This window comes from Janibacter limosus (genome assembly GCF_004295485.1).
Lineage (GTDB): Bacteria > Actinomycetota > Actinomycetes > Actinomycetales > Dermatophilaceae > Janibacter > Janibacter limosus_A.
Genome location: NZ_CP036164.1, coordinates 920,162 through 942,761 on the forward strand (window position 1 = coordinate 920,162; position 22,600 = coordinate 942,761).

Here is a 22,600-nt window from a genome sequence, read left to right on the forward strand (position 1 = left end):
TGCGTGGCACCTACACTGCAGGGCGTGCGAGTCAGCCGATTCTGGACCCTCATGGAGGACGAGTTCGGGGAGACCTATGCCCACACGCTCGCGCGTGGCCACGTCGTGCAGGCCCTCGGGGACCGCACCGTGACCGTCGCGCTGGACGAAGGGGAGTCGCCCCGCCGGGTGTGGGAGACGCTCTGCGAGGACCTCGACATCCCCAGCCACCGCCGTCTGGGCCTCGACCGGCCACCGGTGGAGGTCCCGCCCGAGATCGCCAACGAGGGGCCGGGGTGAACGACGTCCTGCTGAGCGCCAGAGGACTGACCAAGACCTTCGGTGACTTCACCGCCGTCGACGGGATCGACGTGCAGGTGACCAGTGGGGAGTCCTTCGGGTTCCTCGGACCCAACGGCGCCGGCAAGTCCTCGACGATGAAGATGGTCGCTGCGACCTCCCCGCCCAGCGGTGGCGAGCTGCGCATCTTCGGGCTCGACCCGGTGACCGAGGGCGCCGCCGTGCGCGCCCGCCTGGGCAACTGCCCCCAGCAGGACAACCTCGACGAGGAGATCACCGTCGAGGAGAACCTGCACGTCTACGGGCGCTACTTCGGCCTGCCGCGCAAGGTGATCCGCGAGCGCACCGACGAGCTGCTCGACTTCGCCCAGCTGACCGAGCGGCGGGGGGACAAGGTCGAGCCGCTGTCCGGCGGGATGAAGCGCCGGCTGACGATCGCCCGGTCCCTCATCAACAACCCCGAGATCCTGCTGCTCGACGAGCCCACGACCGGCCTGGACCCGCAGGCGCGGCACGTGCTGTGGGACCGGCTCTTCCGGCTCAAGCGGCAGGGCGTCACGCTCATCATCACGACCCACTACATGGACGAGGCCGAGCAGCTGTGCGACCGGCTCGTCGTCATGGACCACGGCCGGATCGTCGCCGAGGGCTCGCCGCGCTCGCTCATCGAGCAGCACTCCACCCGTGAGGTGCTCGAGCTGCGGCTGCCGCTGGACGAGCGCGCCGACCACTCCGACGTCGTCCACCTGGTCGACGGCGTCGGCAGCTATGTCGAGGCGCTGCCCGACCGTCTGCTCGTCTACACCGACCACGGCGACGGCGCCCTCGAGGCCGTGCACGCCCGCGGTCTGCAGCCGATCACCTCGATCGTGCGTCGCTCGACCCTCGAGGACGTCTTCCTGCGCCTGACCGGGCGCACCCTGGTCGACTGATGACCGCAGTCTCCCGCCACGTCCACGGCGAGCGGACCCCCCTTCGTCCCGCGGAGCGCGTCCGGGCCGTCGCCGGCTACTTCCTCGTCGTCTACAAGCGGACCTGGCAGGGCTCGCTCTTCAGCCGCTTCGTCTCGCCGCTCCTCTTCCTCCTGGCGATGGGCCTGGGACTCGGCTCGCTCGTCGACGGCGCGTCCGGGGGAGTGGACGGCGTCCCCTACCTGCTCTTCGTCGCGCCCGGGATGGTCGCCGTCCAGGCGATGCTCAGCGCGGTCAGCGAGTCGACCTACCCGGTCTACGGCCTCTTCACGTGGAACCGGATGTACCACTCGATGCTCGCCACGCCCCTGACCGTCAGCGACATCCTGCTGGGCCACCTCGGCGTCATCGCGGCACAGGGCGGCCTCGCCGCCGCGGCCTTCGTGCTCGTGGCGGCCCTCTTCGGCAGCTTCACGTCGTGGTGGGTGCAGCTCGCGGTCCCGGTCGGGGTCCTCGTGACCCTCGCCTTCGCCGTGCCGCTCTTCGGGTTCACCGCGCGGGCGAAGGGGGACTCCTCCTTCAACGTCGTCTACCGGCTCGTCATCACGCCCCTCATGCTCTTCTCCGGCGTCTTCTTCCCCGTCGACCGGCTGCCGATCGTCCTCGAGGCGCTCGCCTGGGTGACGCCGCTGTGGCACGGCGTGGAGCTGGTGCGCTCGTCCGCCCACGGGAGCTTCGCCCCCTTCGACCTCGTGCACCTGGTGGTGCTGCTGGTCTTCATCGCCGTCGGGTGGGTCTACGCCCGCACCGGGATGACCGCGAGGTTGGTCTCATGAGTGCCAGTGGTGTCCTGACGCCCGGCCTGGCGATGTGGCGCTCGGTCGTGGAGCGCAATGTCGTGAGCTTCCGGCGGCAGTGGGCGGCATTCGTCACCGGCTTCGCCGAGCCGGTCTTCTACCTCTTCTCCCTCGGCATCGGTGTCGGGTCGCTCGTCCCCTTCGTCATGACCGACGGGGGGTCGCAGGTCTCCTACGCGGCCTTCGTCGCGCCGGCCATGCTCGCCAGCTCGGCGATGAACGGCGCGGTCATGGACTCGACCTTCAACGTCTTCTTCAAGCTGAAGTACGCGCGGATCTACGACGCCATGCTCGCCACCCCGTTGGCTCCTCGCGACATCGCGGTCGGCGAGGTCGTCTGGTCGCTGATCCGGGGCGGGGTCTACGCGCTCGTCTTCTACCTCGTCGCGCTCGCGGTCGGGGTCGTCGAGTCGTGGTGGTCGCTGCTCGCGGTACCTGCGGCGATCTTCATCGGCCTGGCCTTCGCCGCGGTCGGCATGTTCGCCACGACCTTCATGCGCTCCTGGGTCGACTTCGACTGGATCATGCTCGTCATCCAGCCGCTCTTCCTGCTGTCGGCGACCTTCTTCCCGCTGGCCACCTACCCGGGATGGGCGCAGCCGATCGTGCAGGCGACGCCGCTCTACCACGGGGTCGCGCTGGAGCGTGGGCTCATGCTCGGCGAGGTCGGCTGGGGCCTGCTGTGGCACGTCGGCTACCTCGTCGTGCTGGGTGTCGTCGGGGTCTGGGCGACGTCGCGTCGGATCGAGACGCTGCTGCGGTCCTGAGGGGCGAGCAGGACGAAGGGGGGAGCCGCGGCGTGTCGGCGCGCCGCTCCCACCCTCGAACACGTGTTCGGGTAACGTCGTCCACAGGTGCTCGACCGATGACACCGGTGTCCACAGCCTCAGGGCAGCTGCGGACCGTTGTCGGTGGTGGCTCCTAGCGTCTGACCAGACAGCACGAGACGTCCCACTGTGCAGATCTGGTCGCCGGTGGACGCGCCCGACACGATGAATCAGGAAGGTGTGGCATGGCTGACGTCACCGCCATCGACAGCAAGCTCCAGGAGCAGAAGCTCAAGTCCCTCGACAATGTCATGGGCCAGATCGAGAAGGCCCACGGCAAGGGCGCGGTCATGCGCCTCGGCGACGACATCCGTCCCCCGATCGCGGTCATCCCCACCGGATCGATCGCGCTGGACGTGGCCCTCGGCATCGGCGGGCTGCCTCGCGGCCGCGTCGTCGAGATCTACGGTCCGGAGTCCTCCGGAAAGACGACCGTCGCCCTGCACGCCGTCGCCAGCGCCCAGCGGGCCGGTGGCATCGCGGCCTTCATCGACGCCGAGCACGCGCTCGACCCCGACTACGCCAAGAAGCTGGGCGTCGACACCGATGCCCTCCTCGTCAGCCAGCCGGACACCGGTGAGCAGGCGCTCGAGATCGCCGACATGCTCATCCGCTCCGGTGCGCTCGACATCATCGTCATCGACTCCGTCGCCGCGCTCGTGCCCCGCGCCGAGATCGAGGGCGAGATGGGTGACAGCCACGTCGGTCTCCAGGCCCGTCTGATGAGCCAGGCCCTGCGCAAGATCACGGGTGCGCTGAGCACCTCGGGCACCACGGCGATCTTCATCAACCAGCTCCGCGAGAAGATCGGCGTCATGTTCGGCTCGCCCGAGACGACCACGGGTGGCAAGGCGCTGAAGTTCTACGCCTCGGTCCGCCTCGACGTGCGTCGCATCGAGACGCTCAAGGACGGCACCGACGCGGTCGGCAACCGCACCCGCGTCAAGGTCGTCAAGAACAAGGTCTCGCCGCCCTTCAAGCAGGCCGAGTTCGACATCCTCTACGGCCAGGGCATCTCCCGCGAGGGCGGTCTGATCGACATGGGTGTCGAGCACGGCTTCGTCCGCAAGGCCGGCGCCTGGTACACCTACGAGGGCGACCAGATGGGCCAGGGCAAGGAGAATGCCCGCAAGTTCCTCAAGGACAACCCGCTGCTCGGCGAGGAGATCGAGGCCAAGATCAAGACCAAGCTCGGCATCGGTGTCCGGCCGGTCGACGAGTCGGCCGACGAGCCGGCCGAGGTCCCGGTCGACTTCTGAGCCGCGACATGAGCACTGACGAGGCTGCCGCCGCACGCACGCTCGAAGGGCGCCGTCCTGAGGTGCGAGGAGCGCCAGCGACGAGCCTCGAAGGGCTGCGTGCGGCGGTCTCCGCTGTCGAGGCGGGCACCGCGATCCCGCAGCCGGCCGTGCAGCAGCCGTCTCGACGGATCCCGCCGCCCGACCCACAGGCCAAGGATGCGGACGCGGATGCGTACGCCGTCGCGCGCGCCGTCGTCCTGCGGCTGCTCACCGGGGCGCCCAAGTCGCGCTCCGAGCTGGAGAAGGCCCTGCGCCGCAAGGGCTGTCCCGACGACGTGGCGGCCGAGGTCCTCGACCGCTTCGAGCAGGTGGGGCTGGTCGACGACGAGGCCTACGCGCAGGCCTTCGTCCGGTCCAAGCAGGCCGGGAGAGGTCTGGCGCGCCGGGCGTTGTCCCACGAGCTGCGCAAGAAGGGCGTCAACGACGAGCTCGCGCAGGCGGTGCTCGACGAGGTCGACCCGCAGGACGAGCGGGAGCGTGCGCACGAGCTCGTGGCCAAGCGGCTGCGCTCCATGCACGGCCTGGACCGCACGGTCCAGACGCGCCGCCTGGCGGGCATGCTCGCCCGCAAGGGATACGGCAGCGATGTCACCAGGGTCGTCATCGCCGAGGCTCTCGACGCCCAGCCGGAGCACCAGCGCGACTGACGCCCAGCGGTGCGGGCTCCGAGCCCGGCGCGGTACGTGCTCGTCGCCGCACCGCCGCACCGCACCGCAACGCGGCGACCGGGGCGCTCGCGTGCGTAGTGTGGGCGCCGTGACGGACAACGACTCTCTCTTCGGGACCTACGCCCGCGGCGCGGCATGGGACGAGATGCTGGACGAAGGGGGCGATCCCCGCCAGCCCTACAAGCCGATCCACCACACCCTTCGCTCCATGGAGCCGCAGGAGCTGAAGGACCGCGCGGATGCTCTGGCCCGGATGTTCTTCGAGCAGGGCGTGACCTTCGACCACGCCGGCGAGGAGCGACCCTTCCCGCTCGACGCGGTCCCACGCGTCATCGACGCCGAGGCCTGGCACGATGTCGAGCTCGGTGTCGCCCAGCGGGTCAAGGTGCTCGAGGCCTTCCTCGACGACATCTACAGCCGGCCGAGCGGTCTGCCGCGAGCGGTCGAGGACGGCATCGTCCCGTGGAAGCTCATCTCCACCTCCAGCCACTACCACCGCGCCGTGACCGGGCTGCGCCCGCCCAACGGTGTCCGGGCCCACGTGAGCGGCATCGACCTGATCCGCGACGAGGAGGGCACCTTCCGCGTCCTCGAGGACAACGTGCGGGTACCGTCCGGCGTCTCGTACGTCATCGCCAACCGTCGCGCGATGACCAATGTCTTCCCCGAGGCCTTCGCCACCATGCGCATCCGGCCGGTGCACGACTACCCCCGGATGCTCCTGCAGGCGCTGCGCGCCTCGGCTCCCGAGGGGAGGGCCGACCCGACGGTGGTCGTGCTCACCCCCGGCGTCTACAACAGCGCCTACTTCGAGCACACCCTGCTCGCCCGGATGATGGGCGTCGAGCTCGTCGAGGGTCGCGACCTCGTCGTCCGCGGGGGCGAGGTGCGCATGCGCACGACCCATGGCGAGGAGCGGGTCGACGTCATCTACCGACGCATCGACGACGACTTCCTCGACCCGGTGCACTTCCGGCGCGACTCGATGCTCGGGGTGACCGGTCTGATCTCAGCGGTCCGCGCCGGTCGGGTGACACTCGCCAATGCCATCGGCAACGGCGTCGCCGACGACAAGCTCGTCTACTCGTACGTGCCCGACCTGACGCGCTACTACCTCGACGAGGACCCGATCCTGCCCAATGTCGACACCTACCGCCTCCAGGAGCCCGAGGCCCTGCGGGAGGTGCTGGGCCGGCTCGACGAGATGGTGACCAAGCCGGTCGACGGCTCCGGCGGCAAGGGCCTGGTCGTCGGTCCCGCCGCCAGCAGCCGGGAGCTCGACGACCTGCGAGCCAAGCTCACGGAGGACCCACGCGGCTGGATCGCCCAACCGGTGGTGCAGCTGTCGACGGTCCCCACCCTCATCGACGGCAAGCTGCGACCCCGGCACGTGGACCTGCGGCCCTTCGCCGTCAACGACGGCAACGACGTGCAGGTGCTTCCGGGTGGACTCACCCGTGTGGCCCTGCCCGAGGGCCAGCTCGTCGTCAACTCCAGCCAGGGCGGTGGGTCCAAGGACACCTGGGTCCTCGCTGGTCGCTACAACCGCCTGTCCCACACGGCCGACGACGAGCGTGAGGTCATCTTCCTCGGCACCGGCACGGGGACGCACGAGCTCGATGCCGAGCCGGAGCCGGAGCCGGAGCCGACTCAGTCCCAGTCCCAGTCGCAGTCCCAGACCCCGAGCGAGGAGGAGCTGTGATGCTCAGCAGGATCGCGGACTCACTCTTCTGGATCGGCCGCTACATCGAGCGCGCCGACGGCACCGCCCGGATCGTCGACGTGCTGCGCCTGCAGCTGCTCGAGGACCCGGCAGCGGACGAGCAGACCGCCTGCACGATGGTCCTGCGCGGGATCATGGGCTACGAGGACGTCGGCGAGGTCGACTATCTCGGGACCAGTCGCATGCTCGTCTTCGACGCCGGCAACCCCAACGCCGTCTCGGGGTCCTGGCACCAGGCTCGCGAGAACGCCCGTCGCGCCCGCGAGACGGTCTCCACCGAGATGTGGGAGGCGATCAACACGACCTACCACCGGTGGAACGCCTTCACCCCGGGCCGGGCCACCCAGCACCACCTCGGATGGGTGCGCGAGCGAGCCGCCCTCCTCGACGGGCTGACCGACACCACGATGAGCCACGACGACGCCTGGGACTTCCTCGTGCTGGGTCGCGCGCTGGAGCGCGCCGACATGACCGCCCGCCTCGTGGCGACGGGGGCCAGCGACTTCGGTCCCGGGTGGGGCTCGGTCCTGGCCAGCTGCGGTGCGCAGCAGGCCATGCTGCGCACGATGCGTGGCGTCGTCACCGACCGCACGGCCGCGGCCTTCCTCACGCTGGACCGACGCTTCCCGCGGTCGGTCATCGCCGCGCTCAAGGAGGCCGAGGACCGGCTGATCAACCTGTCGCCGGACAAGGACCGGGTGGGCTTCTCCGACGAGGCCCGCCGCATCCTCGGGCAGATCCGCACGTCGCTGGAGTTCAGCAACCCCGCCACGGTGCTGCACGACCTGCCCGAGCGGATGCAGCTGGTGCAGGAGGCCGTCACGGCGGCATCGGACGCGATCGGAGCGCGCTACTTCATGTCCGCGCCGGTCCAGGAGTGGACGGGAGAGATCGTATGAGCAGCAGGCGCCACCGCATCGTCCACCGCACGACGATGCGCTATGACGGCGAGGTCACCGCAGCGCACAACGAGCTGCGGATGATCCCCGTGAGCGAGCCGGGGCAGGCGACCCTCGAGGCCCGCGTCCGCGTGCGCCCGCTCACCTGGAGCAATGTCTACGAGGACCACTGGGGCACCCAGGTCATGGCGATGGAGTCACAGACTCCTCACGACGTCCTCGAGATCGAGGCCACGAGCACGGTGGAGCGCTCGGAGCTGCCCGTCGAGGCCGAGGACGTCGGCTGGGAGGCCGTGCGCGCGCCCCGCACGGTCGATGACCTGAGCGAGTTCCTCGCGCAGACCGAGCGGACCGACCCTCCGGAGGAGGTCGCTGCACTCGCCCGCGAGTACGCCGAGGCGCCGACGCCCCGCGCTGCCGCCATGGACATCGTCGCCCGGGTCCACGAGGCACTGACCTACGAGAGGGGCATCACCGGGTGGCAGGCCACCGCGGCCGAGGTCTGGGAGCGCCGTGGTGGCGTCTGCCAGGACTTCGCCCACCTGACGCTCGGCGCCCTGCGGAGCGTCGGGATCCCGGCCCGCTACGTCAGCGGGTACCTCACCGTCGAGGACGGCGAGGTCGCCCGCGGCGCCACGGTCCAGGCCCGTAACCACGCGTGGATCGAGCTGTGGGACGGCGGGTGGCACCCGCTCGACCCGACCAATGTCGGCCCGGTGGGGTTGGACCACGTGGTCGTCGGCCGTGGGCGTGACTACGACGATGTCTCTCCCTTCCGTGGGATGTTCGTCGGACCGGAGATCACCGACCTCGAGCTGGAGATCACCTACACCCGCCTCGGGTGAGCCGACGTACCCTTGACGGGCCATGACTGCGACGCCCAAGACCTATGACGTGCGCACCCACGGGTGCCAGATGAATGTCCACGACTCCGAGCGGTTGGCCGGTCTCCTCGAGACCGCCGGCTACGTGGACCTCGCGAGCCTGCCCACCGACGACCGGGGTGAGGTGGCCGACGTCGTCGTCTTCAACACCTGTGCCGTGCGGGAGAACGCCGACAACAAGCTCTACGGCAACCTCGGCCAGCTGCGCCAGCTCAAGCAGCGCAACCCCGACCTGCAGATCGCCGTCGGCGGTTGCATGGCGCAGAAGGACCGGGCGACGATCGTCGACAGGGCGCCCTGGGTCGACGTCGTCTTCGGCACGCACAACATCGGCTCCCTGCCGGCGCTCCTGGACCGGGCGCGGCACAACGAGGAGGCGCAGGTCGAGATCCTCGAGTCCCTCGAGACCTTCCCCTCGGCCCTGCCCACCCGACGCGACTCCGCCTACTCGGGCTGGACGTCGATCTCGGTCGGCTGCAACAACACCTGCACCTTCTGCATCGTCCCCGCCCTTCGCGGCAAGGAGAAGGACCGCCGGCCGGGCGAGATCCTCGCCGAGGTCGAGGCGCTCGTCGCCCAGGGCGTCCTCGAGGTGACCCTGCTGGGGCAGAACGTGAACAGCTACGGCGTCGAGTTCGGCGACAAGCTCGCCTTCGGCAAGCTGCTGCGCGCCTGCGGTGCCATCGAGGGGCTGGAGCGGGTGCGCTTCACCAGCCCCCACCCGGCTGCCTTCACCGACGACGTCATCGAGGCCATGGCGCAGACGCCCAATGTCATGCCCAGCCTGCACATGCCGCTGCAGTCCGGCTCCGACAAGGTCCTCAAGGACATGCGCCGCAGCTATCGCTCGGCGAAGTTCCTCGGCATCATCGACCGCGTGCGCGAGCAGATCCCGGACGCGGCGATCACGACCGACATCATCGTCGGGTTCCCGGGCGAGACCGAGGAGGACTTCGCCGAGACGCTGCGCGTGGTGCGCGAGTCGCGTTTCAGCTCCGCCTTCACCTTCCAGTACTCGATCCGTCCGGGCACGCCGGCCGCGACGATGGCCGACCAGGTGCCCAAGGAGGTCGTCCAGGAGCGCTACGAGCGTCTCGTCGCCCTGCAGGAGGAGGTCTCCTGGGCCGGCAACCGTGAGCAGGAGGGACGCGAGCTCGAGGTCCTCGTCGCGACGGGCGAGGGGCGCAAGGACTCCGCGACCGCTCGCCTGAGCGGGCGGGCCCGCGACAACCGCCTCGTCCACTTCTCGCTGCCGCCGGACCTGCCCGAGGCAGAGCGCCCTCGGCCGGGCGACATGGTCACCGTCGGCGTCACCTACGGCGCTCCGCACCACCTCGTCGCCGACTCGGCACTCGAGGGCGGCGCCTTTGCCGTCCGCCGGACGAAGGGAGGCGACGCCTGGGCGGCGCTGCAGGACCAGGGTGGCGACGGGGTCGTCGTCAAGCCCAGCGTCTCGCTCGGCATGCCGCGCATCGGGGCCCCCGACCCCGTCGAGGTCAGCGCACCCGCCTGCGGGGCCTGAGCGCACCCGGGCATGGCGAAGGGGGTCGGTCACCGTGATGGTGACCGACCCCCTTCGTCGTCAGGAGCGGAAGCTCACTCGCCGATCTTGCCGTCGAGGAACTCCCGGCCCTGGTCGGTCTTCTCGGCGTCGAGGCCCTTGCCCTCGGCGAACTCGCCGGCCTTGTCCAGGCCTTGGTCGCTGAACTGCTCGACCTTGTCGCTGTTCTCGCCGAGAGCGTCGGTGGCCTTGCCCGTCAGATCGTCGAACCCCATGGTGTTCTCCTTCTGTGGTGAGTCGCCCGGTGTGGGCCGTACCCGTACAGCGAAACATGGCATCCCTCGCGCTTCAACCGGAAGCGAGGCAGGATGAGGTGTGGTTGAAAAACCAATAGTTGACACGACAACCAAAAGCCTCTAGTGTCGTGCTTGTTCCTCACACCACCTGATCACCCCCAAGGAGCTCCACATGACTGACGTCACCACCACCGCCCTGCAGGACCTCGCCGCCGGCACCTACGTCGTCGACGTCAGCCACAGCGAGGCCGGCTTCGTCGCCCGCCACGCGATGGTCACCAAGGTCCGCGGCTACTTCCGCGACCTCGAGGGCGCGATCACCGTCGCCGACGACTTCGCCGCCTCAACCGCGAGCGCCACGATGAAGACCGCGTCCGTCGAGACCGGCTCCGCCGACCGTGACGGCCACATCAAGTCCGCCGACTTCTTCGACGTCGAGAACCACCCGGAGATCACCTTCGTCTCCACCGGCATCTCCAACGTCGACGGCAACGAGTTCGACCTCGCCGGTGACCTGACGATCCTCGGTGTCACCAAGCCGGTCGTCCTCAAGGCCGAGTTCGAGGGCACCGCCCAGGACCCCTTCGGCAACCTGCGCGCCGGCTTCAGCGCCTCCACCGTCGTCGAGCGCGAGGACTGGGGCCTGACCTGGAACGCCGGCCTCGAGACCGGTGGCGTCCTCGTCTCGAAGAAGGTCACCCTGAACCTCGAGATCTCGGCCATCAAGCAGGCCTGAGTCTCGACCTCCCGCGGAGCCGGGAACCGGAACCCCTGTCCGGTCCCGGCTTCGTCATGCCCGGGCGTGGTGCCGCATAGGATCCCCTCCATGACGATCCACCCCATCACCATCACGGGTGAGCCGGTCCTGCACACCCGTGCGGAGCCGGTCACCGAGTTCGACGCGCAGCTGCGCACCCTCGTCGAGGACATGTACGCCACGCAGGAGGCCGCCCACGGCGTCGGCCTGGCCGCACCCCAGATCGGGATCGGCCTGCGGATCTACACGTGGAGCATGGCCAACGACGACGGCGTCCCCACCCTGGGCCACGTCATCAACCCGTACGTCAAGGCCGCGAAGCCGGCCGTCGGCGAGCCGGACCGCGACCACGAGTCCGAGGGCTGCCTGTCCGTCCCCGGGTACTCCTTCCCCCTTCGTCGGGGGGAGAGCGCCGAGGTGACCGGGTACGACTGGGACGGCAACGAGATCGCCTTCGGTGCCACCGGCTGGTTCGCCCGCTGCATGCAGCACGAGTACGACCACCTCAACGGCTTCCTCTACGTCGACCGGCTGGGCGACAAGTGGAAGAAGAAGGCCCGCAAGGCCGTCAAGGCGGAGGGCTGGGGCGTCCCCGGTCTGACCTGGCTGCCGGGGGAGGGGCCCGACCCCTTCGGTCACGACGACCCGGACCTCGACGACCCGGACCTCGACGGCGAGTGATCCCCCAGGTCATCGCGGTCGTCGGCGCGACCGCGACCGGCAAGTCCGATCTCGCGCTCGACCTCGCCGAGGAGCTCGGTGGCGAGGTCGTCAACGCCGACGCCATGCAGCTCTACCGCGGCATGGACATCGGCACCAACAAGCTGCCGGCCGAGCAGCGGCGCGACATCCCGCACCACCTCCTCGACGTCCTCGAGGTGACCGACGAGGCGACGCTGGCCGACTACCAGTCGCGGGTCGAGACGACCATCGTCGACGTCCTCGGACGCGGGCTCGTGCCGATCCTCGCGGGTGGGTCCGGGCTCTACGTCCGTGCCGCCCTCGACCACCTCGAGATCCCACCGACGGATCCCGTCGTGCGGGCCCGGCTCGAGGAGCAGGCCGAGGGCGAAGGGGGGAGCGACGCCCTTCGTCATCGGTTGCGTGAGCTCGACCCGGCCGCCGCCGACGCCATCGAGCCCAACAACATCCGGCGGATCATCCGCGCCCTCGAGGTCGTCGAGATCACCGGCCGCCCGTTTTCGGCGACGGCACCGACCAAGCGCTACCGGCGCCCTTCGCTCGTCATCGGGCTGCGCGACGACTGGGCGGCGCTGACGCAGCGGATCGAGCGCCGGGCCCGTGGGATGTGGGAGGACGGGTTGCTCGACGAGGTGGTCCGACTCGACGCGGCCGGGCTGCGTGGCGGCCGGACCGCCTCGCGCGCCATCGGCTACGCGCAGGCGCTCGGTGAGATCGACGGGCGCTGGGGGCGGGTGGAGGCGATCGACGACACCGCCCGCGCGACGCGGCGCTATGCCCGGCGGCAGGAGTCGTGGTGGCGTCCCGACCCGCGCGTGGAGTGGCTCGACGCCGCGGGGGCCGGGCTGCGGGAGGCGGCGCTGGAGTTGGCCGCGCGTCCGACACAATGGACCCCATGAACCTGCCTTTCACCAAGGGTCACGGCACGGAGAACGACTTCGTGCTCATCCCCGACCTCGACGGCGAGCTCGACCTGACCCCCGCGCAGGTCGCGCTGCTCGCCGACCGCCAGGCGGGCATCGGCGGCGACGGCGTGATCCGCATCGTGCGCACCGCCCGCGCCGCGGAGGCGGACATCGCGGCGCTGGCCGACGAGGCCGAGTGGTTCATGGACTACCGCAACGCCGATGGCTCGCTCGCCCAGATGTGTGGCAACGGCACGCGAGTCTTCGCGACCTGGCTGCGCCGCGAGGGTCTCGTGGGGGAGTCCTTCGCCATCGCCACCCGGGCGGGCCTGCGGCGGATCCGCTTCGAGGGAGATGACGTCGTGACCCACATGGGCACCTGGCGCTTCGTCGACGAGGCCAAGGCGCAGTCGCAGGGCTTCGACTCCCTGGTGCACGTCGACGAGGCCGAGGACATCACCGAGCCGTACTCGGCGCTCTCGCTCGACCTGGGCAACCCGCACACCGTCGTGGCGCTGCCGGAGAACGTCAACCTCAACGGCATCCGGCTGCGGCGGCCACCGGCCGTCAACCCGGTGCCGCCCGAGGGCAGCAATGTCGAGTTCGTCCGCGTCCTCGGCCCGGGCCGCATCTCGATGCGGGTGCACGAGCGCGGCGTCGGCGAGACCCGCTCCTGCGGTACCGGCGTGTGCGTCGCGGCGATCGGCACCGCCTTCTGGTCGGGCGACGTCGACGCCACCGGTGAGATGACGGTCGAGGTGCCCGGCGGCACGCTGCGCGTGCGCCTGCTGCCCGGCCGCGAGGTCGAGCTGGCGGGCCCTGCGGTACTCGTCGCGGACGGGACGACGACGCTCGTCTGAGGACCTCCCCTTCGCCCGCTCTCGACATGCGAGTGATGCGCATACACCTAGCGTGGGTGGCATGGGACGTGGGCGTCGTCGCGCCCCGCTTGGCCGTGCGTTGAAGTGGTAGTCAGTGGGCCGGCAGCTCTCCCTGGAAGCCCATTTCACGCACACCGCCGTTGTCCTGGAGGTTGTGGTTCGTCGGACTCTCAGTTGGTGACGAGGCGGGTGCGGGTGCCGACGACCTGGAGCTCGGTGACGGGTTCGTCCTGGAGGTCTGCGACGGCGCCGAGGTCTTGCCAGGCGCCGCCGTTGACGCGGTACTGGCCGACGAGTCGTGCGTCGACCTTGACCGAGCGGGTGCCGGTCCTCTCGTACGTGTGTGTGATGTCCCCGTCCGGGTGGACGCCGCCTTGGCTCGTCGTCCACCCTGATTTGGTGCCGTCGCCGTAGGTGTAGCGGTAGTCCTTGGCCTCGATCTTGAACTGGATGGTCCAGGACAGCAGCTTCACGGAGTTGCTTGTGTCGCCGGGTTGGAGGTCGTCAGTGTCGGGCCAGTCCGCTCGGTAGTACGTCGGCAGGCCGACGAGGGTCTTGTTGCCGACGGGCTCCATGGACACCGACGGCTTGGCGAAGGGGAGCTCGAGGAAGGCGGAGCGGATCTGGGCGATCGTCGGCGCGGGTGGCGGCGGGGGCGTCGGGGGGATGGTGGGGTCGTTGACGTCGGGGGCTGGCGGGTAGCCGGGCAGGCACATCTGCTGGGGCCCGTACCACTGGGTCGTGCCTTCTTGCCGCATCCAGATCAGACGAGGTTGGCCGGATGCGCCTGGAGTCATGTTGCAGTCGATGATCGTGGCGCTGCAGGCTGGGTCGACGCTTCCGCTCGTGCAGGTGACTGTTTTGGTCTCCCACTTCAGCGGCGGAGCGTTGACCTTGACGTCCTTGGCCCTGCCTGTGCTCTTGGAGTCAGTGTCTTGACCAATCTTGGCGTCCTTGGCCAAGGTCGCTGCGCTCGTGTGCTGTCTACCGGTGCTGGCTTGAGCAGTCGCATGGCGGTTTGTCATTTTGGGCTTGACGTCGACAGCCTGAGCAGCTGACGTGCCGAGGGCCAGGCACAGCGCCGCCACGACGACACCGATGACCCTCACGTGATCATGTAGCTGTCGACTACGGTCCACTCGCCGCCTTCCCAGTCGACGTAGATGATGATCCTGTACGTGAGTGGGTCGGTCTTACCTGCCGATTTCCCTGAGGCGTCGACGAGCTCATACGCGGCATCTGTTGCTGTCAGAGAAACGGCCTCGTCTGACTTGCCGTCGGTCTTTGCTGCCAATGTGGACTTCTTGATGCTGGTGGCGAGGATGTCGGTCCGTAGCCCGTTTGCTATGTCCTTGTTGACGATGTCCACATAGGCCTTGCACGGGGCGCAATCTGGCGAGTACAGCGTCTTGAGAAGAGAGGTATCGCCGACGTACGCGGCGCGGCTGGTCTCCTTCCAGTAGAACTTCGCGAAGGCCACAGCGCCATCCTTGGTGTTCTTCCTGGCCGCGGCAGGAAGCGCAGGTGCCGCGTCGCCCCCCTTCGTGCTGGTACTCGACGAAGACGTCGAGCTCGTCGACGAGCTGGAGCTGCTCGTGGTCGAGTCGCCGGGGAGCGGGCTGACTGTGGTCGAGCTGGATCCTTCGCCGTCAGCGTCGCCGCCGCAGGCGGACAGGCCGCTGATCGCCAAGCAGGTCGCAGCCACCAAGGCCGCAGGGCGTCGCACCAGTCGCACGTTGTTGTCCTCCCTCGAGCGCCCATCTCGGCGCCTGTCAGGCATCCAGCGTATTGAGATCGGACCAGTTCGCATCTTGAGTTTCCACAGGCAGCCGGTGCAGACCCGGCACGACGTGGGAACTCGGTGGCGTCTGCTATCGGTACCGGATTGGATGGAGGAGTGAAGGACCTTTTCCCTTGCCAAGCGCCCTGGCTGCATCACGACCTGCGTGGCGCCTGAACCCATGCGGATATTCGACGAGCTCGTGGCTGAGGCAGTGGCCGCGGACGTGACTGGATGGGGCTTCGACGGGCTCGACGGGCGCGCCACCGAGGATCGGCCACCGTGGGGGGTACTCAGCCTTGTTGGATCAGCACTTGGCGGAGGTCGACTCCGCCGTTGACCACGACACAGGAGAGGCGAGGTCATCGCTGAGAGCCGAGGCTGCCCCCGACCATGCTCGTCACCGAGTCTTGGCCGCCCAACGCCGCGCGAGCCCGGACCCTGCTCGGCCCCCGCGGTGTGCGGGTCCTCGAGACCGAGGCGGGCGCGGCGCTGCCGCTGGAGACCGAGAGGGTCGAGCTCGTGACCGCGCGGCACCCGGTTCGGCCCGACTGGCCCGAGATCCATCGCGTGCTGCGGCCAGGTGGTCGATATCTTGCGCAGCATGTCGGTCCGGGTCGGCCTTCGAGCTCATCGAGTTCTTCCTCGGTCCCATGCCGCGCGACGCAAGGCGCCCGGACCGTGAGACTGGCGCGCGGGGCCGACCAGGTCGAGGTGATGGCCGAGGAGTGGGCCGCACCGAGTCGGTGGCGGGTCGGCGATGGGGGCGACCATGACTGAACGCGCGTCGGCCGCGCTGCGCGTCCTACGCTGCCTGTGTGCAGCTGATGACGGATGTGTCCTGCGGTGACTGGTTGCTCGAGCGGGTCGGCGGTTGGGGTCGGGTCGGGGGTGTGGCGGGCACGGGCTTCGAGGCCTACGCACGGATCCTGCACCCGGTGCCCGCGACGCGGGTGGACCTGTCGATCACCGACGAGTGGGGTGGACACCCGGTGCTCGAGGAGTCGCGGTGGACCTGGTCGCAGGCAGCGGGCCGGCAGGGGCTCACGATGCACCCGCTCGTGCAGTGGAACCGGCTGGCGGACCTGGACTACGGCGTGGATTTCGCGGACGGCTGGCAGTTCGGGCAGACCCGAGAGGGCTACTTCGACCTCGACCTGCTGGCCGCACTCACCGAACACCTGGCGCCGGCGACCACGACGCCCGAGCACCTTGTCGCGGGGATCTGGAACGGCTGGGGAGAGCTGACTGGCAGCGGCCGCGCGCTCTACGCGATCGAGGGGAGCAGGCTCTGGGCGTGGCTCACGCGGCGCCGGCTCCAGCGGGAGGCCGAGCGGCAGCAGCGGGAGTCGCTCCGCCCGGAGATCCGCCTCGCAGCCGAGCACGGGCCCCACCTGGAGTGGCCGGGCCGCGAGATGATCCTCTTCGCGACGTCCTGCGACGAGCTGAGTGATCCGAGCTGGGCCGAGGGCGCCGGGCTCGGGCTCCAGCCGGGCTTCCCGCCGTCCATCAGCCCTCAGCTTCTCTGGCCGGCGGACCGGTCTTGGGTGGTCGCGAGCGAGATCGACTGGGACAGCACGATCGTCGCCGGGCCTCGGTCACTCATCGACGCGGTGCTCGCTGATGAGCGGCTCGAGGCCTTCGAGGTCGACGCGGACGCCGACCTCAGCTGGGAGGGTGACCTCGTCAACCCACCGAGGGCTGGCTGGTCCGCAGGATCCTGAACCCCTTGCTCGTCGTGACCCGCTCGGTGGGCAGGCCGAGCTCGGTGGCGATCCAGTCCGCGTAACCGTCGGCCCCGAGATTCTTGCCGATGACGAGGTGCGCGTCGGCTCCCTTCGCCAGGCGGGGCAGCCAGGTGCCCAGCAGCTCGTGGACCGCGGGCTTCCCGATGCGGATCGGCGGGTTGGACCAGATCGCAGCGAAGGCCAGGTCCGCCGGTACCTCGTCGGGGCGCGCGGTCCGGACATTGGCCAGGCCGAGCGACGCAGCATTGCGGCGGGTGAGGTCGAGGGCACGCTCGGTGACGTCGATGGCCCAGACGGTGGCCTCGGGGGAGCGCATCGCCAGGGTGAGGGCGATCGGTCCCCAGCCACAGCCGATGTCGAGCAGGTCTCCGGCAGAAGGGGGTTCGGGCACCTCATCGAGCAGGATGGCCGTCGCGCGGTCGAGCCCGGCGGGGGAGAAGATGCCGCCCGCGGTCTCCACGGTGACCTCCCGACCGGCGAGCTCCACGACGTGGGGCCGTCGCTGCTTGTCGGTCGCCGCGGGGGAGTCGGTGAAGTAGTGGTCGGTCACGGGACAACCCTAAGTCCGTTGTCGGGGCCGGTGGCACTGTGGTCGTCAGGCGGCAGTACGGCTGGCGGGGTCGGGAAAGTTGTCCCCAACCCTCTTGAATTCTTCGAACATGTGTTCGATAATGGTGGGAGCGAAGGGAGGCGCGATGACCGATCAGGGGACTGGCACCACAGTGGGTGGGTCTGTGGTCGGGGACGCGCTGCCTGATCGTCTTTCTAGTGCTCTTGAGGCATTGAGCGGTGCTGGGGCGGAGGGGGTGTCGGAGGCGGAGCTGCTGCGGGTGGTCACGCTGATGGAGGCGACGAAGGGGGCGGCTGCCGCGTTGCAGGCTCGCGCGACGGCGATGTTTGTCGAGGACCGTGACGAGCAGATCGCTCGTGATCGTGCGGACGGGGTGGTCTCGGCGCGGGAGGCGTCGTGTCGTCGGCGTGCGGCGCGGGCGGAGCTGGCGTTGGCTCGGCGGTGCGCGCCGAGTCAGGCGGATCGGCACGTGGGCCTGGCCAAGGCGCTCGTGCATGACCTGCCGTACACGATGGCGGCGTTGACGACCGGTGAGCTGAGTGAGTGGCGGGCGACGATCGTGGCCCGTGAGACCGCGTGCCTGTCCCACGAGGATCGGGTCGAGGCCGACCGCAGGCTGGCGGGGTGCTTGACCTCGGTCAGTGACAAGGAGCTGGCAGCGGCGGCGCATCGGGCGAGTGCGGACCTGGATGCGGAGGCTTTGGTGCGGCGTCGCCGTAAGGCGGTCGCTTCCAGGAATGTGAGTGTGCGGCCTGCGGCGGATGGGATGGCGTGGTTGAGCATCTTGGGTCCGCTCACGGATGTGGTCGGGGCGTTTGCGGCGTTGAAGAAGGCCGAGCAGGCACGGTATGTCGCGACCGGTGACCCGGCCGTGGACGAGGCACGAGCTGCCGACGAACGTGGCCGTGGCGCGTGGATGGCCGACACCGCCCTGGAGTTGTTGTCTGGCCGGTGTGAGGGTCAGGTGCAGCCGGTCGAGGTCGCTCTGGTGATGCGTGAGGAAGCGATCGTGCGCACCGGCGAAGGTACCGGTGCCGATGCTGCTGGCTCGGTCTTCTTCCGCACTAGCGTCGCCAGCGCCTCCGCCGACTCCACCTACGCCAGAGATGTTGGTGGTGCTGGTGATCGGGATGAGGTGGAGGTCCCGGGGTGGGGCGCGATGCCCGGTGCCATGGCCCGCGAGCACTTGCTGCGTCTGTGTGACGCGGGGACCGCGACGTGGTTGCGGCGGTTGTGGACCGCTCCGGGCGGCAACGACCTGGTCGCGATGGACTCCAGGAGAAGACTGTTCAGCGGGGTGCTGAGGCAGCTGATCGAGCTGCGGGATGCGACCTGCCGGGTGCCCTTCTGTGGCGCGCCGATCCGCGACATCGACCACGTCAGTCCGCATGCCCGTGGTGGTGAGACCTCGGCGGCGAACGCGATGAGTGACTGCCAGGGCCACAACCTGGTCAAGGAGGCTCCCGGTTGGCGGGCCGAGGTCACCTCCACCGGCTTGGATCCCGGTGGCGGTCCCCACGAAGTCACCCTGACCACCCCCACGGGCAACGAGTACACCTGCACGGCGCCGCCCCTGCTGGGCCACGGGCGACCCCGGTCGCGCCCACCCCTGGCGGGGGAGACGGCCCGACGGCGCCCGGTCGGCGACGCGACCCGACGGCGCCCGGTGGGCGACGCGACCCGACGGCGCCCGGTCAACGCCGTCGACACCATCGACGCCACGAGGTCAGCGATCGAGGTGCACTTCGAGGGACTGCTCGGGGCCGCATAGGTCACGGCTGCGGTCAGACCACGTCCTCGTCCACCCAGTCCAAGGTCTTGCTGATCGCCTTGGTCCAGTTGCGGTGCAACCGAGCCACCTCGTCCTCATCCATCGACGGAGACCACCGCTGGTCCTCGGCCCAGTTGTCGACGATCTCGTCGGTCGATCCCCAGTACCCGACGGCCAGACCTGCGGCGTAGGCGGCGCCGAGGGCGGTGGTCTCGGCGATCTTGGGCCGCACGACGTCGACACCGAGCACGTCTGCCTGGAACTGCATGAGCGTGTCGTTGGCGACCATGCCGCCATCGACCTTGAGCTCGGTGAGACGCCCACCGGCCCGCTCGGCGTCCTCCTGCATCGCGTCGAGGACGTCCTTGGTCTGGTAGGCCGTGGACTCCAGGGCCGCCCGCGCGATGTGGCCCTTGTTGGCGAATCGGGTCAGCCCGAGGATCGCTCCCCGCGCGTCCGGTCGCCAGTGCGGGGCGAAGAGTCCGGAGAAGGCCGGGACGAAGTACACCCCACCGTTGTCCTCGACGCTCCCGGCGAGCTGCTCCACCTCGGGGGCCCCCTTGATGAAGCCCAGGTTGTCCCGCAGCCACTGGATGAGCGACCCCGTGACGGCGATCGACCCCTCCAGCGCGTAGACCGCCGGCTCCTCACCCAGCTGGTAGCAGACGGTCGTCAGCAGACCCTTGTCGCTCGTGACGATCTCGCTCCCCGTGTTGAGCAGCATGAAGTTGCCCGTGCCGTAGGTGTTCTTCGCCGACCCCGGCGTCAGGCACGCCTGGCCGAAGGTCGCCGACTGCTGGTCGCCGAGGATCCCGGCGATGGGCGTCCCGTTGAGCACACCGGGCTTGCACTCGCCGTAGACCTCGGACGACGAACGGATCTCGGGGAGCAGCTGCATCGGCACCCCGATCGCCTCGCAGGTCGCCTCGTCCCACGAGAGCGTCTTCAGGTCCATGAGCATCGTGCGCGAGGCGTTGGTGACGTCGGTGACGTGGACGCCGGCGTTCTCCCCACCACCCGTGAGGTTCCACAGCACCCAGGTGTCCATGGTCCCCGCGAGCAGCTCGCCCGCCTCTGCCCGCTCGCGCGCGCCCTCGACATGGTCGAGGATCCAGGCGATCTTGGGCCCGGCGAAGTAGGTCGCGAGCGGCAGCCCGGACACCTCCTTGAAGCGGTCCAGACCACCGTCCCGGGCGAGCTCGTCGACGAGCCCCTGCGTCCGGGTGTCCTGCCAGACGACGGCATGGTGGATCGGCCGGCCGTCGGCCTTGTCCCACACGACCGTCGTCTCGCGCTGGTTGGTGATCCCGACGGCCTCGATGTGGCCGCTGTTGAGGTTGGCCTTGCCGAGCGCGCCGCCGATGACCCGGCGCGTGTTGTCCCAGATCTCCAAGGCATCGTGCTCGACCCAGCCGGCCCTGGGGAAGATCTGCTCGTGCTCGATCTGGTCGCTCGCGATCACGGTGCCATCCCGGTCGAAGACCATCGCCCGGGTGCTCGTCGTCCCCTGGTCGATGGCCAGCACGTATGTCTTCGGTGCACTCATGTCCGGCATCCTGTCAGGTCGCCTTCGCCGATGGAGGGGAGCGCGACTACCGTTGTGCCATGCCGAATCCTACCCCGCTCGACCCTCAGCAGCGCGCCGCGGCCTGGCGCCGCATCGCCGAAGAGGACCTCGACGTCCTCGTCATCGGCGGTGGCGTGACCGGTGCAGGTGTCGCACTGGACGCCGCCACCCGCGGTCTCAAGGTGGCTCTCGTCGAGCAACGCGACTTCGCCTCGGGCACCTCATCGCGATCCAGCAAGCTCTTCCACGGCGGTGTGCGCTACCTCGAGCAGCTCAACTTCGGGCTCGTCCGCGAGGCGCTCAAGGAGCGCGAGCTGATGCTCACGCGCATCGCGCCCCACCTGGTCAAGCCGGTCTCCTTCCTCTACCCGCTCTCGCACCCGATCTGGGAGCGGCCCTACGTGACCGCAGGGCTCACGCTCTACGACTCGATGGGCGGCGGCCGGTCGGTGCCCCGCACCAAGCAGCTGACGAAGGGGGGAGTGCGGCGGATCGCCCCCGGCCTCAAGCCGTCGGTCCACCACGGCGGCCTGCTCTACCACGACGCCCAGTGCGACGACGCTCGTCACACCCTGACGGTCGTGCGTACCGCTGCCTCCTACGGAGCAGCCGTCCTCAACTCCGCAAAGGTCACCGGCCTGCTGCACGCAGGTGAGCGGGTCGTGGGTGCGACGGTCCTCGACGTCGAGTCGGGCGACGAGGTCGAGGTCAAAGCCTCGGTCGTCATCAACTGCACCGGTGTGTGGACCGATGACATCCAGCGGATGGCCGGCGGCCGCGGCCGGTTCCACGTGCGCGCGAGCAAGGGCGTGCACATCGTCGTGGCCCGTGACCGGGTCAACTCCGAGACGGGTCTGATCCTGCGGACGGAAAAGTCCGTCCTCTTCTGCATCCCGTGGGGCACCCACTGGATCATCGGCACGACCGACACCGACTGGAACCTCTCGCGGGCACACCCTGCGGCGACGTCCGCGGACATCGACTACATCCTCGAGCAGATCAACGGCGTCCTCGTCACGCCGCTGACCCGCGACGACATCCAGGGCGTCTACGCCGGTCTGCGCCCGCTGCTGGCGGGGGAGTCCGAGGAGTCCTCGCAGCTCAGCCGAGAGCACGCGGTGGCCCGACCCCAGCCGGGGCTCGTCTCGATCGCCGGCGGCAAGTACACGACCTACCGGATCATGGCGCAGGACGCCGTCGACGCAGCGCGCGAGGACCTCTCGCCCGGCGTCCCGGACAGCGTCACCGAGCACATCCCGCTCATCGGGGCAGAGGGCTACCCCGCCCTGGTCAACCAGCTCGACACCCTCAGCCGCCGCCACGACCTGCCCGTCTGGCGCCTGACGCACCTGCTCGACCGCTACGGCTCGCTGGCCGTCGACCTCTTCCACCTCATCGACGAGGACCGCTCTCTGGCAACGCCGCTGGTGGGCGCCGAGGAGTACCTCACTGTCGAGGTCGTCTACGCGGCGCGGCACGAGGCGACGCTCCACCTCAACGACCTGCTGACCCGTCGCACCCGGATCTCCATCGAGACCAAGGACCGCGGTGTGCTCGCCGCCCAGACCGCCGGCCCGATCCTGGCCGCAGAGCTCGGCTGGGACGAGGAGCGGACCCACTCGGAGGTGCAGCACTACCTGCGCCGGGTGCAGGCCGAGATCGAGAGCCAGCAGATGACCGAGGACGAGCGGGCCGACGCCGAGCGCACCGAGGCGACGGACATCAGGACCTTGGCCAAGGGCTGACCCGCCGTCCACGTGCTCGTCACCGAA

At 69.5% G+C, this 22,600-nt stretch carries 23 protein-coding genes; 18 read left to right on the top strand and 5 right to left on the bottom strand.

Translation table 11 applies throughout. From position 1 onward, the window contains the following. The first annotated feature begins 24 nt into the window (after positions 1-24). From EXU32_RS17405 to miaB, 10 genes are all read left to right on the top strand, one after another. The gene (locus EXU32_RS17405; RefSeq protein WP_130628819.1) at positions 25-279 is read left to right on the top strand and encodes a DUF3046 domain-containing protein; all 255 of its coding nucleotides are present in this window, start codon (positions 25-27) and stop codon (positions 277-279) included. Further along, positions 276-1,211, top strand: coding sequence for an ABC transporter ATP-binding protein (locus EXU32_RS04465; RefSeq protein ID WP_130628820.1), 936 nt, complete (start codon positions 276-278; stop codon positions 1,209-1,211). Before EXU32_RS17405 ends, EXU32_RS04465 begins: the two co-directional genes overlap by 4 nt. After that, positions 1,211-2,026: an ABC transporter permease gene (locus EXU32_RS04470; RefSeq protein WP_130628821.1), complete on the top strand. Its 816-nt coding sequence runs from the start codon at positions 1,211-1,213 to the stop codon at positions 2,024-2,026. Before EXU32_RS04465 ends, EXU32_RS04470 begins: the two co-directional genes overlap by 1 nt. After that, complete coding sequence (locus tag EXU32_RS04475) at positions 2,023-2,814, top strand: ABC transporter permease (RefSeq protein ID WP_130628822.1); 792 nt, start codon at positions 2,023-2,025, stop codon at positions 2,812-2,814. Before EXU32_RS04470 ends, EXU32_RS04475 begins: the two co-directional genes overlap by 4 nt. 311 nt (positions 2,815-3,125) lie before the next feature. After that, on the top strand, positions 3,126-4,133 hold the full coding sequence (gene recA, locus EXU32_RS04480) for a recombinase RecA (protein WP_431603060.1): 1,008 nt from the start codon (positions 3,126-3,128) through the stop codon (positions 4,131-4,133). An 8-nt stretch (positions 4,134-4,141) separates the two neighbouring features. After that, positions 4,142-4,822, top strand: a complete 681-nt coding sequence (locus tag EXU32_RS04485; protein ID WP_242612881.1) for a regulatory protein RecX — start codon at positions 4,142-4,144, stop codon at positions 4,820-4,822. Positions 4,823-4,988: 166 nt separating this feature from the next. Beyond that, positions 4,989-6,545: a circularly permuted type 2 ATP-grasp protein gene (locus EXU32_RS04490; RefSeq protein WP_130631046.1), complete on the top strand. Its 1,557-nt coding sequence runs from the start codon at positions 4,989-4,991 to the stop codon at positions 6,543-6,545. Then, positions 6,545-7,465, top strand: coding sequence for an alpha-E domain-containing protein (locus EXU32_RS04495; RefSeq protein WP_130628824.1), 921 nt, complete (start codon positions 6,545-6,547; stop codon positions 7,463-7,465). Before EXU32_RS04490 ends, EXU32_RS04495 begins: the two co-directional genes overlap by 1 nt. Further along, complete coding sequence (locus EXU32_RS04500) at positions 7,462-8,310, top strand: transglutaminase family protein (RefSeq protein WP_130628825.1); 849 nt, start codon at positions 7,462-7,464, stop codon at positions 8,308-8,310. Before EXU32_RS04495 ends, EXU32_RS04500 begins: the two co-directional genes overlap by 4 nt. Before the next feature lie 22 nt (positions 8,311-8,332). Then, a complete protein-coding gene (gene miaB, locus EXU32_RS04505) occupies positions 8,333-9,871 on the top strand; it encodes a tRNA (N6-isopentenyl adenosine(37)-C2)-methylthiotransferase MiaB (protein WP_130628826.1) in 1,539 nt (512 codons plus the stop codon). A 74-nt stretch (positions 9,872-9,945) separates the two neighbouring features. Here miaB and EXU32_RS04510 read toward each other — a convergent pair whose 3' ends face one another. Next, entirely contained in the window at positions 9,946-10,125 is a 180-nt protein-coding gene (locus EXU32_RS04510) for an Rv0909 family putative TA system antitoxin (RefSeq protein WP_130628827.1), read from the bottom strand. 193 nt (positions 10,126-10,318) lie between these two features. On the opposite strand from EXU32_RS04510, the gene EXU32_RS04515 reads away from it, so the two are divergent. The 4 genes from EXU32_RS04515 to dapF all read left to right on the top strand — a co-directional run bounded on the left by EXU32_RS04515 (position 10,319) and on the right by dapF (position 13,370). Next, positions 10,319-10,882 carry a YceI family protein gene (locus EXU32_RS04515; RefSeq protein ID WP_130628828.1) on the top strand — a complete coding sequence of 188 codons (564 nt, stop codon included), beginning with the start codon at positions 10,319-10,321 and terminating at the stop codon, positions 10,880-10,882. Between the two features lie 90 nt (positions 10,883-10,972). Continuing rightward, positions 10,973-11,584, top strand: coding sequence for a peptide deformylase (gene def, locus EXU32_RS04520; protein ID WP_130628829.1), 612 nt, complete (start codon positions 10,973-10,975; stop codon positions 11,582-11,584). Next, a complete protein-coding gene (gene miaA, locus EXU32_RS04525) occupies positions 11,581-12,504 on the top strand; it encodes a tRNA (adenosine(37)-N6)-dimethylallyltransferase MiaA (protein ID WP_242612882.1) in 924 nt (307 codons plus the stop codon). Before def ends, miaA begins: the two co-directional genes overlap by 4 nt. Next, on the top strand, positions 12,501-13,370 hold the full coding sequence (gene dapF / locus EXU32_RS04530; RefSeq protein ID WP_130628830.1) for a diaminopimelate epimerase: 870 nt from the start codon (positions 12,501-12,503) through the stop codon (positions 13,368-13,370). Before miaA ends, dapF begins: the two co-directional genes overlap by 4 nt. Before the next feature lie 191 nt (positions 13,371-13,561). On the opposite strand, the gene EXU32_RS04535 is transcribed toward dapF, so the two are convergent. Continuing rightward, positions 13,562-14,188, bottom strand: coding sequence for a hypothetical protein (locus EXU32_RS04535; RefSeq protein ID WP_130628831.1), 627 nt, complete (start codon positions 14,186-14,188; stop codon positions 13,562-13,564). A gap of 308 nt (positions 14,189-14,496) precedes the next feature. Then, a complete protein-coding gene (locus tag EXU32_RS04540) occupies positions 14,497-14,871 on the bottom strand; it encodes a DUF6318 family protein (protein WP_130628832.1) in 375 nt (124 codons plus the stop codon). A gap of 10 nt (positions 14,872-14,881) precedes the next feature. Here EXU32_RS04540 and EXU32_RS04545 point away from each other — a divergent pair, with 10 nt between their 5' ends. Both EXU32_RS04545 and EXU32_RS04555 read left to right on the top strand, forming a co-directional pair. Beyond that, positions 14,882-15,292 (top strand): hypothetical protein, encoded by a 411-nt coding sequence (locus EXU32_RS04545; RefSeq protein ID WP_130628833.1) that lies wholly within the window; start codon positions 14,882-14,884, stop codon positions 15,290-15,292. Positions 15,293-15,989: 697 nt separating this feature from the next. After that, complete coding sequence (locus EXU32_RS04555; RefSeq protein WP_130628834.1) at positions 15,990-16,895, top strand: hypothetical protein; 906 nt, start codon at positions 15,990-15,992, stop codon at positions 16,893-16,895. On the opposite strand, the gene EXU32_RS04560 is transcribed toward EXU32_RS04555, so the two are convergent. Further along, the gene (locus tag EXU32_RS04560) at positions 16,858-17,469 is read right to left on the bottom strand and encodes a class I SAM-dependent methyltransferase (protein ID WP_130628835.1); all 612 of its coding nucleotides are present in this window, start codon (positions 17,467-17,469) and stop codon (positions 16,858-16,860) included. The genes EXU32_RS04555 and EXU32_RS04560 overlap by 38 nt on opposite strands. A 145-nt stretch (positions 17,470-17,614) precedes the next feature. Between EXU32_RS04560 and EXU32_RS04565 the strand changes: the two genes are divergently transcribed. Beyond that, the gene (locus EXU32_RS04565) at positions 17,615-19,261 is read left to right on the top strand and encodes an HNH endonuclease (protein ID WP_165399573.1); all 1,647 of its coding nucleotides are present in this window, start codon (positions 17,615-17,617) and stop codon (positions 19,259-19,261) included. A 13-nt stretch (positions 19,262-19,274) separates the two neighbouring features. On the opposite strand, the gene glpK is transcribed toward EXU32_RS04565, so the two are convergent. After that, complete coding sequence (gene glpK / locus EXU32_RS04570; RefSeq protein ID WP_130628837.1) at positions 19,275-20,807, bottom strand: glycerol kinase GlpK; 1,533 nt, start codon at positions 20,805-20,807, stop codon at positions 19,275-19,277. A 59-nt stretch (positions 20,808-20,866) separates the two neighbouring features. Here glpK and EXU32_RS04575 point away from each other — a divergent pair, with 59 nt between their 5' ends. Beyond that, positions 20,867-22,573 carry a glycerol-3-phosphate dehydrogenase/oxidase gene (locus EXU32_RS04575; RefSeq protein WP_130628838.1) on the top strand — a complete coding sequence of 569 codons (1,707 nt, stop codon included), beginning with the start codon at positions 20,867-20,869 and terminating at the stop codon, positions 22,571-22,573. Positions 22,574-22,600 lie beyond the last annotated feature (27 nt).

What these genes read in the sequence shown, in the direction of transcription:
- EXU32_RS04470 (WP_130628821.1), top strand. Translation starts at nt 1,211, where the DNA reads ATGACCGCAGTCTCCCGCCACGTCCACGGCGAGCGGACCCCCCTTCGT.
- EXU32_RS04475 (WP_130628822.1), top strand. Translation starts at nt 2,023, where the DNA reads ATGAGTGCCAGTGGTGTCCTGACGCCCGGCCTGGCGATGTGGCGCTCG.
- recA (WP_431603060.1), top strand. Translation starts at nt 3,126, where the DNA reads ATGGGCCAGATCGAGAAGGCCCACGGCAAGGGCGCGGTCATGCGCCTC.
- EXU32_RS04485 (WP_242612881.1), top strand. Translation starts at nt 4,142, where the DNA reads ATGAGCACTGACGAGGCTGCCGCCGCACGCACGCTCGAAGGGCGCCGT.
- EXU32_RS04490 (WP_130631046.1), top strand. Translation starts at nt 4,989, where the DNA reads ATGCTGGACGAAGGGGGCGATCCCCGCCAGCCCTACAAGCCGATCCAC.
- EXU32_RS04495 (WP_130628824.1), top strand. Translation starts at nt 6,545, where the DNA reads ATGCTCAGCAGGATCGCGGACTCACTCTTCTGGATCGGCCGCTACATC.
- EXU32_RS04500 (WP_130628825.1), top strand. Translation starts at nt 7,462, where the DNA reads ATGAGCAGCAGGCGCCACCGCATCGTCCACCGCACGACGATGCGCTAT.
- miaB (WP_130628826.1), top strand. Translation starts at nt 8,333, where the DNA reads ATGACTGCGACGCCCAAGACCTATGACGTGCGCACCCACGGGTGCCAG.
- EXU32_RS04510 (WP_130628827.1), bottom strand. Translation starts at nt 10,125, where the DNA reads ATGGGGTTCGACGATCTGACGGGCAAGGCCACCGACGCTCTCGGCGAG.
- EXU32_RS04515 (WP_130628828.1), top strand. Translation starts at nt 10,319, where the DNA reads ATGACTGACGTCACCACCACCGCCCTGCAGGACCTCGCCGCCGGCACC.
- def (WP_130628829.1), top strand. Translation starts at nt 10,973, where the DNA reads ATGACGATCCACCCCATCACCATCACGGGTGAGCCGGTCCTGCACACC.
- dapF (WP_130628830.1), top strand. Translation starts at nt 12,501, where the DNA reads ATGAACCTGCCTTTCACCAAGGGTCACGGCACGGAGAACGACTTCGTG.
- EXU32_RS04535 (WP_130628831.1), bottom strand. Translation starts at nt 14,188, where the DNA reads ATGACTCCAGGCGCATCCGGCCAACCTCGTCTGATCTGGATGCGGCAA.
- EXU32_RS04565 (WP_165399573.1), top strand. Translation starts at nt 17,615, where the DNA reads ATGACCGATCAGGGGACTGGCACCACAGTGGGTGGGTCTGTGGTCGGG.
- glpK (WP_130628837.1), bottom strand. Translation starts at nt 20,807, where the DNA reads ATGAGTGCACCGAAGACATACGTGCTGGCCATCGACCAGGGGACGACG.
- EXU32_RS04575 (WP_130628838.1), top strand. Translation starts at nt 20,867, where the DNA reads ATGCCGAATCCTACCCCGCTCGACCCTCAGCAGCGCGCCGCGGCCTGG.